At 52.3% G+C, this 12,027-nt stretch carries 12 protein-coding genes; 7 read left to right on the top strand and 5 right to left on the bottom strand.

All coding sequences use genetic code 11. The annotated features are described in order from the left end of the window. From AC1W8Y_RS00060 to AC1W8Y_RS00050, 3 genes are read right to left on the bottom strand one after another with little or no spacing between them, the layout of a single operon-like run. Window positions 1–762: a glycosyltransferase family 2 protein gene (locus tag AC1W8Y_RS00060; protein ID WP_482012415.1), complete on the bottom strand. Its 762-nt coding sequence runs from the start codon at window positions 760–762 to the stop codon at window positions 1–3. A 12-nt stretch (window positions 763–774) separates the two neighbouring features. After that, on the bottom strand, window positions 775–3,183 hold the full coding sequence (locus AC1W8Y_RS00055) for a tetratricopeptide repeat protein (RefSeq protein ID WP_482012414.1): 2,409 nt from the start codon (window positions 3,181–3,183) through the stop codon (window positions 775–777). A gap of 11 nt (window positions 3,184–3,194) precedes the next feature. Next, on the bottom strand, window positions 3,195–4,055 hold the full coding sequence (locus tag AC1W8Y_RS00050; RefSeq protein ID WP_482012413.1) for an MOSC domain-containing protein: 861 nt from the start codon (window positions 4,053–4,055) through the stop codon (window positions 3,195–3,197). Window positions 4,056–4,132: 77 nt separating this feature from the next. Here AC1W8Y_RS00050 and AC1W8Y_RS00045 point away from each other — a divergent pair, with 77 nt between their 5' ends. Next, complete coding sequence (locus AC1W8Y_RS00045) at window positions 4,133–4,615, top strand: YajQ family cyclic di-GMP-binding protein (protein WP_482012412.1); 483 nt, start codon at window positions 4,133–4,135, stop codon at window positions 4,613–4,615. Between the two features lie 67 nt (window positions 4,616–4,682). Here the strand turns inward: AC1W8Y_RS00045 and AC1W8Y_RS00040 are convergent, their stop codons facing one another. After that, complete coding sequence (locus AC1W8Y_RS00040) at window positions 4,683–5,792, bottom strand: NADH:flavin oxidoreductase/NADH oxidase (protein ID WP_482012411.1); 1,110 nt, start codon at window positions 5,790–5,792, stop codon at window positions 4,683–4,685. 136 nt (window positions 5,793–5,928) lie between these two features. Here AC1W8Y_RS00040 and AC1W8Y_RS00035 point away from each other — a divergent pair, with 136 nt between their 5' ends. Genes AC1W8Y_RS00035 through denD form a run of 6 tightly spaced genes read left to right on the top strand, consistent with a single transcriptional unit; the run spans window position 5,929 to window position 11,319 of the window. Beyond that, entirely contained in the window at window positions 5,929–6,633 is a 705-nt protein-coding gene (locus AC1W8Y_RS00035; protein ID WP_482012410.1) for a pirin family protein, read from the top strand. After that, window positions 6,633–7,901, top strand: a complete 1,269-nt coding sequence (gene otnK / locus AC1W8Y_RS00030; protein ID WP_482012409.1) for a 3-oxo-tetronate kinase — start codon at window positions 6,633–6,635, stop codon at window positions 7,899–7,901. The genes AC1W8Y_RS00035 and otnK overlap by 1 nt, the downstream gene beginning before the upstream one ends. Before the next feature lie 26 nt (window positions 7,902–7,927). Continuing rightward, complete coding sequence (locus AC1W8Y_RS00025) at window positions 7,928–8,596, top strand: class II aldolase/adducin family protein (protein WP_482012641.1); 669 nt, start codon at window positions 7,928–7,930, stop codon at window positions 8,594–8,596. Window positions 8,597–8,645: 49 nt separating this feature from the next. Beyond that, window positions 8,646–9,926, top strand: coding sequence for an amino acid deaminase (locus tag AC1W8Y_RS00020; RefSeq protein ID WP_482012408.1), 1,281 nt, complete (start codon window positions 8,646–8,648; stop codon window positions 9,924–9,926). A 19-nt stretch (window positions 9,927–9,945) separates the two neighbouring features. Further along, window positions 9,946–10,329 (top strand): RidA family protein, encoded by a 384-nt coding sequence (locus AC1W8Y_RS00015; RefSeq protein ID WP_482012640.1) that lies wholly within the window; start codon window positions 9,946–9,948, stop codon window positions 10,327–10,329. 12 nt (window positions 10,330–10,341) lie between these two features. Beyond that, window positions 10,342–11,319, top strand: coding sequence for a D-erythronate dehydrogenase (gene denD, locus AC1W8Y_RS00010; RefSeq protein ID WP_482012407.1), 978 nt, complete (start codon window positions 10,342–10,344; stop codon window positions 11,317–11,319). Window positions 11,320–11,347: 28 nt separating this feature from the next. Here denD and AC1W8Y_RS00005 read toward each other — a convergent pair. Then, window positions 11,348–12,027 (bottom strand): serine hydrolase domain-containing protein (locus AC1W8Y_RS00005; RefSeq protein WP_482012406.1); only part of this gene is annotated, 680 nt, incomplete at its 5' end.

Raw genomic sequence — 12,027 nt, 5'->3', positions numbered from 1 at the left:
TTATTTGCCAGCATCGATGAATTGATTGATACGTTCAAGCGGAAAGAACCTATCCATCAGTTCAGTGGGTAAGAGATATTGTGGGAAGCAGGCCGACGAGTTCCTGCCATGCAGGAAATGAAGGCACAACCCAGATTTATCCATCAACCCGTCCAGCTTGAACTGCTCGGCTGCTTTGATCGCAAACGCACCATCTTCATTCCAATTAATATGAGGATAGGGGTTGCGTTGCCACACTTGTTTTTTGAAGATCCAACCAAAGCCATAGCCGAGATGAATGGTGAGAAGTTCTCCGCGGTTGCTTTCGTCAACAGCGATCGGGTGCAGGCCGACACGTGACAGTGAGAAATGCAATCCTTCTTTGATCATCATGTCCCAGTAAGCGAAACGCTTGGCCACACTACTATAAATAAAAAAGCCTCTTAAATTCAGTAGATCCGCTTGAGTGGTTTGTAGCGCCATCATTAACTGCGCGATGTACGTTGGCGCGTAATAATCATCGTCATCGAAATTGACGATGACATCGCCAGTCGATTGCTCGATCAGTAGGTTTCGCTTTTCGCCAATCGACATTCTTTTCTCGTTGTGTTGGTAAAAAATCCGATGGTTATTCAACCGTTGAAATTGGCTATTTGGACGGTCACTATCATCGAGGATACGCCATTCGATGTTTTGATAGGTTTGAGAGAGAAAACTTTTCAGCACTAACGCGAGCAGCTCTGCTCGATTAAAAGTGGGGGTGATGACGCTGACACGTTGCATGAGACAGGGACGCTAGGGGGGGCGAACGATGTTCGATAAAGGTAGATCAGCATCGTATCGATTGATCATTTGTAGATAGATTGCTTCGATACTTTTAGTCGTGCGTGGTGTATCGAACAGCGGCGTTTGCAAACGGTGATTGACAAGCTTCTGCTTGATCAGCCACAACCTCTCAGGGGCCTTTGCAAGTGCAATCGCTAAGGCGACGTATTCGGATGACGATTGCGTGATTAGTTCGGGCAACCCAACTGCTTGCAGAAGGCTGCTGGCCACGCGACTCGCAAAAGATTCGCCTATTTGCGTCAGCACCGGTAGCCCCGCCCAGAGCGCATCACTCGCGGTGGTGTGGGCGTTATAGGGCCGTGTGTCAAGAAACAAATCGGCGAGTCGGTGCCGTGCCAGATGGTCAGCAAGTGGCAGCCGTTGCGCAAAGACAAGTCTGGCCGGATCAACCCCCTGTTGAGAGGCCGCGCGCTTGAGATGCTTCATCGCAGCGTGGTTGTCTTCAAACAGCCACAACACGCTGTCCTCAACAGCCTTCAAAATCTTCATCCAATCTTCAAAACAAGCGGGTGTCATTTTAAAGTTGTTGTTGAAACAGCAGTACACAAAGCCGGTGGCAGGTAAACCGGCATCCGCCCTCGAGAAAGACAGATCCGACGGCTTGCGCTGCCGATCGTTCACTTGATAACTATTCGGTAAATAGACAAGCTTTTCAGAATAGTGTGCCTGCAACTGCGAGGGGATTAGCGTGGTGTCTGCGATGAGATAGTCGATAAATTCAGCGGCCATAGAGCCCGGATAACCGAGGTAACTGACTTGAATGGGCGCTGCCCGGTGGGCAAAAATCGCTGTCCTGCAATCGACGGTAAACCCCTTCAAATCAACGGCAATGTCAATGCCAAGGTCTCGGCTGAGCTGAGCGACAGCTTGGTCGGACTGGCTTTTTACGTCGATAAATTGATGAAAACTTTGTCTTAAACGCGCTCGCATCGGATCTTCTCGATCAGGCCCGAACGAGAATGCGTAGAGTTCAAACTGCGCTTTGTCGTGCAATTCAAAAAACTCTGCCATCAAATAAGCAGTGGCATGTTCTTGTAAATCTGCAGAGTAGTAGCCAAGCCGGATTTTTCCCCTTCTCTTACGTTTCGCTATCGGCCCTAGGGCACTCGTGAAGCGCAGCGTGTCAGTAATAAAGTTTTGGGCACAACGACGCTGGATCTCTGGTGAGTCAATCATCGCCAATAGCGGAAAGGGCATGCATGGACGCTCACCTGCCGCAATCTTTTGAGTGATCGCATCGAGCTGTTGATCAAACGCTTGCCAATCACACATCATCATCTTGGTGTGAAAAATCTGGCCGATTAAAAAGTCACGGTTGGGTGCGATTTGGTGAGCGCATTGATAGCTATCCAAAGCAGGCTCGAATCGCTTTAATCGCAGCAGAATGTTGCCGCGATTCATGTGCGCGTCAACGTAGTCGGGTCTGAGCTTGAGCGCAGCTTCATAGCGCATCAATGCTTCTTCAGGACGGCCTAACGCCTCAAGTGAAACCCCCAGATTATTATGGGCATCTGCGAAATCGGGTTTGAGCTTGATGGCTTGGGTATAACTGAATGACGCTTCTGCATATTGTCGACAGCGCTCGAGAGATACGCCTTGGTTGTTGAAGGCTTGAGCATTGTCTGGCTTCAGTGCAATGGCACGAGCGTAGCTTGCAAGCGCCCCATTTAAGTCACCAAGTTCAGCGAGCGCAACCCCACGATTGTTATAAGCCTCAGTGAAATCGGGTTGGATGAGAATGGCTTGATCGTAACTGGCGAGGGCGAGCTCGAACCGTGACAGGCTGGCGAGCGCAATCCCCCGATTGTGGTGCGCTTCTGCAAACCAAGGTTGACAGGCCAAGGCTTGGTCGTAGCTCAGTATGGCTTGCTCCACGCGACCAAGGTATTTGAGGGTATTGGCGAGATTGTGATGGGCTTCGCTATAGTCTGGCGCGTTCTCTGTCGCCAGCTTATAAGCGGCCGCCGCATCTTCGAATCGTTGAAGCTTTTGCAATACAGCGCCGCGGTTATTGTGGGAAATCGCGTGCTTTGGATTGATGCTGAGCGCCTTGTCATAGGCGGCAAGTGCTTTTTCGTGTTGATTCAGTGCCTGTAGTGCAACCCCTAGATTACTGACAATATCGGGATCGGTTGCGTTGATTTTTATGGCTCTACGGTAGAGCTCAACCGCTTTAGTGGGGTTGTTGGTAGCCAGAAAAATCGACGCTGATAATTGCAAAGCGTCAAAATGATCGGCTTGCAGCTTGAGTATCTGCCGGTAGCCGCTTTGTGCCTGTTTCAACTCACCCCGCTGATGCAGGGCAAACGAGCGTTGAAGTAAAACGCCGAGTTGCTGTTGAGGTGAGGCCGTGGGCATCGTGTGTGTCTCTATATTTTGTAATCTGCCCCGAAATCGTCTCCGACGGTAATTTGCTTCGAACCCGTGTCAGTGATAACACCGTTCATCCCAAAGCAGATCGCATCATTGAGGATAGGCAAACGTCGGTAAGGCGCTAGCGTGTCACTGATGACTGGCGATGACTGCGCCGTGTACGGGTCGATATCAATGACGGCGCATCTTGAACAAGGTTTGACAAGTTGCAGTTGCGGCCCTTTGGCAGCAGGGGTGAAGCGTAGGGTGTCGAGATGGTCTTCAGCGTGCGCTTGAAGGCCTTTGAGCACGATGTTTGGCCGAAAGCGGCTCATACCAGCAAGTTCGTGTTCATTTTTACTGAGTCGCTGATTTAACTCGTCTAGGGCAGATTGCGTCACAATGAGTGTTGCAAAACCATCGCTAAACATGTTGGGCCGATCGATACCTTGTGTCCAGTCTTTGTTGGATAGCCGGCTTGATTGTTGACCAAACCTGACAAGACGAAAGTTTTTACCAGGGATTTGCAGGAAACGATCAAGCCATTGAGCCACCTCATCTCCCATGTCATCGGCAGGCAGCGTGTCACGCCAAACCGTCACCAGAAGAGAACTTCCGCGATACGATAAGTCAACGCTGACGGGGCCTTGAGTGGGTGCTGATAGCGTCAGGTAATGGGCATCCAGTGAGGGGGTAATCCAGCCCATGTGAGGACACTGACGCTGGGTGAGAAACATCCCATGCTGATCGACAATGAGCCACTCTCGATCGAAGGCCAGGCCTGAGGGCGTCACTAACGAGGTTTGGATTTCAATGCCGCCACACGATTTGATCGGGTAGATGAATAGCTGGCTGACAATACCTTCGCAATCGCTCATGACACGGAACCTTAATAGAACCTAAAATGATGTGGACGCTTAAACTAACGAGTTGTGATCTTATCAGGGGTTTTGCCATGCCATCTTTTGACGTTGTCTCCGAAGTCGACAAACACGAACTGACCAACGCGGTTGATCAGGCGAATCGTGAGCTGGCCACGCGGTTCGATTTCAAAGGGACGCACGCCAAGTTCGAACTCGATGAGTTTGTGGTGACTCAAGTGGCTGGAAGCGCATTTCAATTAAAGCAGATGCTGGATATTCTTCGCAGTCGCTTGAGTGCACGAGGTATTGATGTCAGATGTCTGGATGTCGCCGATCCGCTTGAAAATCTGGGGGGAGCACGTCAAAAGGTCACGATCAAGCAGGGCATAGAACAACCAGTCTCCAAAAAGCTGATCGCCGCCATGAAAGAGGCCAAACTGAAAGTCGAGCATCAAATTACTGGCGAAAAGCTGCGCGTGACCGGTAAAAAGCGCGATGACTTGCAGGATGCCATCGCGTTACTTAAAAAGGTAGATGTACCCTTGCCGCTGCAGTTCAACAATTTCAGGGATTAAGTCACTCACGGTCTGCCGCCTTTGGGTCAGAGGCGGCAGAGCCTAGTCGGATTGCGTCTTACCGTGTTTAGCGGCCGCCAAATTTGGTGTCACGAAACAACGTTGACAAACCTCGTGGTTGCGAGCGCCAATACTGCGGGGCGGCCTCAACACTTGCACCCAGTTCTGCCGCCGCGTGCCAAGGCCAACGAGGGTCGTAGAGCATTCCTCGAGCTAAGGCGACCATGTCCGCCTCGCCATCGACAATAATTTGCTCGGCTTGCTTGGGATCTGTGATTAAGCCCACTGCCATGGTGGGCAGGCCAGTACCTTCTTTGATCTGCGTTGCAAAGGGGATTTGAAACTTCGGCCCCACCGGAATCTCTTGATTGGCGGCGACACCGCCGGTCGAGACGTGAATAAAGTCGCAGCCCAACGCTTTTAGCCGGTTACCAAAGTCGATATTGGCTTGCATGGGCTGGCCGTCTTCTACCCAATCAGTGCCTGAAATCCGGATCCCAAGTACCGTGTTTGGCGCAGCTTTTCGAACCGCCTCAAACACCTCGAGCGGGAAGCGCATTCTGTTCTCGGCAGATCCACCGTACTCGTCCGTTCGTTTATTTGCAACGGGCGACAAAAATTGATGCAATAAATAGCCATGAGCCCCATGCAGCTCTATCCCGTCGAACCCAAGCCGCATGGCGCGTAGCGCCGAATCGACAAAGGCCTTTTTGACCCGTTCAAGCGCAACCTTGTCCATGGCGAGTGGGTGCGACTCAGTCGACCCGTGAGGCACTGCAGAGGGCCCCTCGACTTGCCAGCCACCGTCTTTGATCGCAATCAGTTGACCGCCTTCCCAAGGACGAGCGCTTGATGCTTTGCGCCCCGCATGGCCAAGCTGAATCATGACCGGCATAGAAGAATATTGGCGAATGGCTGCTAATACAGGCTTTAGCGCCGCTTCATTTTCGTCAGACCAAAGGCCCAGGCAGCCATGCGTAATACGGCCAATGGCTTCTACCGCTGTTGCCTCTATGATCAATAACCCAGCCCCGGATAAGGCCATTTGACCGAGGTGGATCATGTGCCAGTCGGTCGCATTGCCGTTCTCGGCCGAGTACTGGCACATGGGGGCAATCACGATACGGTTATCCAGCGTCAACTGGCCAAGCTCGATGGGTGAAAACAATTTACTCATCTGGGTATCCTCAGGGCAAACAAAAGTGGGTTGCCCATGCTAATGGGTGAACCTCTGAACTGCAAGTTGAGACAGCGCGCTGGTGACGGGTAAACTACTCCTCAGAGAAGTTTTAATCTTCGGTGAGGGGTTTTTTATGATCAAAATCAGACGTTCACAGGATCGAGGCTATGCCGATCACGGGTGGTTAAAGTCTTTTCACAGTTTTTCGTTTGCTGGATATCACGACTCAGCCTTCATGGGGTGGGGCAATCTTCGAGTCATTAACGAAGACCGTATCGAGGCCGGTAGCGGGTTTGGCACTCACGGCCATCGCGACATGGAGATCATCAGTTACGTGCTTGAAGGTAACTTAGCCCACCGCGACAGCATGGGCAACGTAAAGGGTATCCCCCCGGGTGATGTACAACGCATGAGTGCAGGCCGAGGCGTTCAACATAGCGAATTTAATCACGCTGAAGGTCAGCTGACACATTTTTTGCAAATTTGGATCGAACCCAACGTCACTGGCATTGAGCCGAGCTACGAACAGAAGTCGGTAGCTGCTAGCGATAAGCGGGGCAAGCTGTGTTTGATTGCCTCGCCCAGTGGCGCAGGTCATTCGGTCACCATCCATGCAGACGCCTCGCTCTATGCGGGGTTGTTTGACGGGCAAGAGCGTGCCACCTTGTCCCTTGCCCCTGGTCGTCTGGCTTATGTTCATCTTGTCAAAGGAGAGCTGTCGGTCAATGGTGTCGCCCTCTCGGGCGGCGACGCGGTCATGATAGAAGCCGAGACCGTGCTGACCTTCGATGCTGGTCACGAGGCCGAGGTCCTTGTTTTTGACTTATCGGGCGTTTGATGAACACAATCCGACTTGGTTGTATTGCCGACGACTTCACGGGTGCAACAGATCTGGCCAATAACTTGGTTCGATCTGGGATGCGAGTTGTGCAAACGATTGGTGTGCCAACTGACCCGTTGCAAGTGGAGACTGACGCTGTCGTTGTCTCTCTCAAATCTCGCACCATCGATCCTCAAGACGCTGTCGCTCAAGCGCGAGCAGCTTTAACGTGGCTCAAAGCGCAAGGGGCTGAGCAGATTTACTTTAAATACTGCTCTACCTTTGATTCCACGCCTTTGGGCAACATCGGCCCGGTGATTGATGGGTTGATGGATGCGCTAGGCACCGATTTTACGATCGCGACGCCGGCGTTTCCGGATGCTGGCCGGACGGTTTTTAAAGGTCACTTGTTTGTCGGCGACGTGTTGCTCAATGAAAGTGGTATGCAAGATCACCCGTTAACCCCTATGACGGATCCGAATCTGGTTCGCGTATTGCAAGCGCAAACCAAGCGGCAGGTGGGTTTGATTGATTACATGACTGTTCTGAAAGGTGGGGCGGCGATCGAGACTCAAATGGCACAGCTCAAAACGCAAGGCGTACAGATTGCTATTGTTGACGCCATCAGCAACGATGATTTGTATCGGTTGGGCCCCGCGCTGTCCAAGATGCCACTGTTGACGGCCGGCTCAGGCGTAGCCATTGCGTTGGCCGCTAATTTTGGGATTGCGCCCAATGATCAGGCAGGGAAATTGCCGCCAGCTGAGGGTTTCAAGGCCATTGTTTCAGGTAGTTGCTCGCGCGCAACTAATGCGCAGGTCGCCAACTTCATCGCTCACGGCGGCAGCCATTTTGTGGTGAATCCTCTCGCTAACGAGGGAGTTGAGGCCGTTGTTGACAAGGCTTTGGATTGGGCTAAAGCGCATATGGGTCTTGCACCACTCTTGATTTATTCAACCGCGCAACCAGAAGATCTGAAAGCGGTGCAGCAGACCTTGGGCGTCGAGCAAGCGGGTGCTCTGGTTGAACAGACGCTCGCACGAATTGCCGTGGGATTAGTCCAGCTTGGCGTCAGACAGCTGGTCGTAGCGGGTGGGGAGACGTCTGGCGCGGTGGTGCAGGCGCTTGATATTGATCAGTTGCAGATTGGCAAGCAAATCGATCCGGGGGTTCCTTGGTGCGGGGGCTATGCCCGAGCCACGGGTGCACCGATGCACATCGCTTTGAAATCCGGTAATTTTGGTGCGGTGGGTTTTTTTACCCAAGCCTTTGAACGGCTAGCGTGATGTCGGTCGTGAAACCGAGAGATGAGATGACCGCCATTGAACACGCGCATGAGTTGTGCCGAGTCGGACGTAGTCTGTTTGACCGAGGATATGTGCACGGATCAACGGGCAATATCAGTGTTCGGTTGCCAGCGTCGGCAGGCGGTGGGGTGTTGATTACGCCAACGGATGCCTGCCTCGGTATGCTGGATCCAAACCGGTTAGCGCACCTGAATGCCGACGGACAGCAAATTGGCGGTGATCGTGCGAGTAAAACCGTACGCCTGCATCAGCAAATATATGCTGCGGCACCGTGGGCACACTGTGTGATTCACACGCATTCGTCTTGGCTGGTGGATTTGACCTTGAGGGGGGTGTGGTCGCCGCAAGATGTTGTGCCACCAATTACCCCCTACTATGTGATGAAAGTAGGCCATGTGCCCTTGATTCCTTATTGCCGCCCCGGCGATCCCCTCGTTGCAGACCGTGTTCAACAACTCATTGCTGAACATGAGTTGCGCACGCTCAAGCTGAGGGCTGTGATGTGTGAGCGTCTGGGGCCGCAAGTTTGGGGTGAAACGCCAGCCACCACCATGGCCACGCTAGAAGAACTCGAAGAAACGGCCAAACTGTGGCTGAGAGGTAATTGCAGTGCGACGCCTTTGACCCAAGCGCAAATTGACGATCTGTGTCAGCAGTTTAATCTTCATTGGTAAGCACTGATCGAGCGTCAAAGTCAAGAAAAACGATTGAGAGAGACCATGCATGCAACGAGATACTAGCGCGCAACGACAACAGCAGCGTCCCATCAGTGTTGAGGGGAAAGGCTTGGGGGCAATCCCCGCAGATTGTCGCCAGCAGGACATCGGTACATTGGGCTGGAACTTGTTAGCTGAAGATGTCAGTTTGCCCGTGGCGGTGTTGAGCCAAAGCCGCTTGCAACACAACCTGACGTGGATGCAACGCTTCATCGAACGTTACGGCGTGCAGTTTGCACCTCATGGTAAGACGACCATGAGCCCTTCTTTGTTTCATTTGCAGCTGGATCACGGCGCATGGGGGATCACCCTGGCGACGGCGTCGCAAGTTCAAGCGGCGTGGCGCAATGGGGTCAAGCGAATATTGATGGCGAATCAATTGGTGGGTCAGGGCAATATGGCCATCATTGCAGACATACAAGACCCTGAATTCAATTTCTGTTGCATTGTTGACTCAGCTGATAACGTTGATGCTTTGGGCCAGTATTTTGCTCGACGCGGTCAAACCATCCGAGTATTGCTTGAGTATGGCGTAACAGGTGGTCGCACAGGTATTCGTGACTTAGCGCAAGAGCAAGCCGTGCTGGATGCCGTGCAACGCTGGCCTCAATCAGTCAAACTCATCGGGGTTGAGGTCTATGAAGGTGTTTTAAAAGAAGATGCCGAGGTGCGCCGCTTTTTACGCCATGTCTTGAGCCGCACGGGCGCGCTGATCGCCCAGTCTTGTTTTGCTGAACCGACGGTTATCTTGTCTGGCGCAGGGTCAGCTTGGTATGACGTAGTTGCAGAAGAGTTTTCAAATCAATCGCTTGGACAGCCCTTGCAGGTCATTCTCAGGCCCGGGTGCTACCTGACTCACGATGTGGGTATCTATCGTGAAGCTGAAAAGCGCATTCACACCAGCAATGCGATTGCCCGCGAAATGGGTCAAAGTTTGCTACCAGCGCTGCAATTATGGGCCTACGTACAGTCGCGCCCAGAACCACAGCTGGCGATTATTGCTCTCGGAAAGCGCGATGCCGCGTTTGATGCGGGGTTTCCGGTACCTGCCTGGTCTTACCGACCCGGTGTTTCGATTGAGCCACAGGCGGTTGATTCTGAGTTAAAAATAACTGCCATGATGGATCAACATGCCTTCATGCAGGTGCCACTGGCCACGGATTTAAAGGTAGGGGACATGATTGCATTTGACGTGTCTCACCCCTGCCTGACATTTGATAAGTGGCGGCAGTTGCTGTTGATCGACGATCATTATCAAGTCGTTGGTGTTGTTGAGACGCTTTTCTAAAAGGGTGGAAATGGACGATATCAAACGCTATGGGGTCGAAGGCGGCTCAGGCACGGGTGGGCAGCAATTGCCTTTTGCTCGCGCCGTGGAAGCTGACGGCTGGTTGCACGTGTCAGGGCAGGTGCCCATGGTCAACGGTGAGATTGTCGAAGGGGGTATCGTTGCGCAATCACATCAAGCGATTAAAAACCTCATCGCCATTTTGAATGAAGCGGGCTATGGTCTAGAACACGTGGTTCGGTGCGGTGTCTGGCTCGATGACGCGCGTGATTTCATGTCGTTTAACCGCGTGTTCAAAACGTATTTCGGCGAACATCCGCCCGCGAGGGCGTGTGTTGTATCGAGCATGGTGGTGGATTGTCGCGTTGAAATTGACTGCGTTGCTTATAAAAAACCGGTTTAACTGAGAAAAAATATGAAAATATTAATCACTGGCGGGGCTGGCTTTTTGGGTAGTCTGTTGGCGCGAACCTTGTTAAAGGAGGGCACCTTGCAAGGCCGCATCATCGCGTCGATTACCCTTGCTGATTTGATTGCGCCAGCGCATCCCGAGTTAACCAGCGGTGCTTTCATCAAATACGACATAGGGGCGCTATTGGATAGGCTTCCCGAGCTGCTCAAAACCGATTTTGACGCTGTTTTTCATTTCGCCTCTGCCGTCTCCGGTGAGTGTGAAGCTGATTTTGAGCTGGGGCTTCGATCAAACCTCGACTCTACCCGTCAATTGTTAGATGGCCTGCGCGCGCAGCAGATGAGAACGGGCATTGCGCCTTTATTTTTCTTTTCAAGTTCGGTCGCAGTGTTTGGTTCTGACCCCTTGTTGCCTTTGGCGAGGGCAGTGACCGATACAACTCTGCCCACGCCACAATCCAGTTACGGGATTCAGAAGTTCATTTGCGAGCAATTGGTTGCTGACTATACGCGCAAGGGTTACATCGACGGCCGCGTGGCGAGGCTCATGACGGTATCAGTTCGACCTGGGCGGCCCAATGGTGCTGCCTCCAGTTTTCTGTCGGGGATTGTGCGTGAACCTTTAGCTGGGATTGACACGATCTGTCCTGTGGATTTAAGTACAGCCGTTGCGTTGGCATCACCACAAAATACGATCAAAGGGATCATGGCGGTGATGAATGCTTCGCGTGAGAAGTTTGCGGGCCGTACCGCCATTAATTTGCCTGCCTTGACGGTGACGGTGGCACAGATGTTGGACGCGCTCGAGGTGGTGGCCGGCAAAGAGGTGCGGGCACGTGTCAAACTCGAACCCAATCCCGACATCGCCAAGATAGTCGGTGGTTGGCCAGCTCGTTTCGAGTGCCAACGCACGATTGATTTTGGTCTAAAGGGCGACGCCTCGTACGAGGATATTATTCGTCAGCATATGGCGCTCAGTTGACAACGTGCCCTTAGACTTCTGACGACGATTAGTTCGACGTCATTGCCCCATAGACTAAATCTTGGATTTGTTCGCGATAATATTTGCGCAAGTCGCCGGGGGCAGCCGTCCCGAAGACGAGCACTAATTCTTGTTTGGGATCCAATACAAAACCAGTCCCGTAGGCGCCGTTCCAAGTGATCTCGCCCGCATCGCCAGGTATCGATGCCAGGCCATCACTCAACCTGACGGCGACACCCAACCCAAAACCGTAGCCATCACGGTGAGGTTCTACTTTTGCCACGTTGTTTTGAATTGAAGCGGTGAGATGGTTGGAAAGCATCAATTTGACAAACGCCGGGCTCAAAATTTGGGTGTTTTTAAAATTGCCTTTGTTTGCCAGCATTTGGCCAAACTTCAAATAATCTGGTACTGTCGTCAACGAACAACCACCACCACATTCAAACGTCGGATTTTTTTCGACGGTTAAGACTTTTTGCGGCTTGCCTGTCAGCGGGTCGTTAGAGAATGGCTTAGCTAAACGCCCCCTTTTCTCTTGAGGTACCGAAAACCCGGTATCGTTCATGCCCAAGGGTTTCCAAACCCCTTCGCGCAAGTATGTGCCCAGACCTCGTTGAGTCACTTTTTCGATGACAGAGCCCAGCATCTCAAACGATTCACTGTACTCGAAAGTGGTGCCTGGCTGATGCACCAGGGGCAGGGCAGTTA

Source organism: Jezberella sp., assembly GCF_964834465.1.
The sequence above is the reverse complement of the archived record's forward strand: the minus strand, read 5'-3'. Positions and strand labels throughout refer to the sequence as shown.

Excerpts from the sequence above, each read along its gene's own strand:
- AC1W8Y_RS00060 (WP_482012415.1), bottom strand. The coding sequence starts at position 762 with ATGCAACGTGTCAGCGTCATCACCCCCACTTTTAATCGAGCAGAGCTG.
- AC1W8Y_RS00035 (WP_482012410.1), top strand. The coding sequence starts at position 5,929 with ATGATCAAAATCAGACGTTCACAGGATCGAGGCTATGCCGATCACGGG.
- denD (WP_482012407.1), top strand. The coding sequence starts at position 10,342 with ATGAAAATATTAATCACTGGCGGGGCTGGCTTTTTGGGTAGTCTGTTG.
- AC1W8Y_RS00040 (WP_482012411.1), bottom strand. The coding sequence starts at position 5,792 with ATGAGTAAATTGTTTTCACCCATCGAGCTTGGCCAGTTGACGCTGGAT.
- AC1W8Y_RS00050 (WP_482012413.1), bottom strand. The coding sequence starts at position 4,055 with ATGAGCGATTGCGAAGGTATTGTCAGCCAGCTATTCATCTACCCGATC.
- AC1W8Y_RS00055 (WP_482012414.1), bottom strand. The coding sequence starts at position 3,183 with ATGCCCACGGCCTCACCTCAACAGCAACTCGGCGTTTTACTTCAACGC.
- otnK (WP_482012409.1), top strand. The coding sequence starts at position 6,633 with ATGAACACAATCCGACTTGGTTGTATTGCCGACGACTTCACGGGTGCA.
- AC1W8Y_RS00020 (WP_482012408.1), top strand. The coding sequence starts at position 8,646 with ATGCAACGAGATACTAGCGCGCAACGACAACAGCAGCGTCCCATCAGT.
- AC1W8Y_RS00045 (WP_482012412.1), top strand. The coding sequence starts at position 4,133 with ATGCCATCTTTTGACGTTGTCTCCGAAGTCGACAAACACGAACTGACC.
- AC1W8Y_RS00025 (WP_482012641.1), top strand. The coding sequence starts at position 7,928 with ATGACCGCCATTGAACACGCGCATGAGTTGTGCCGAGTCGGACGTAGT.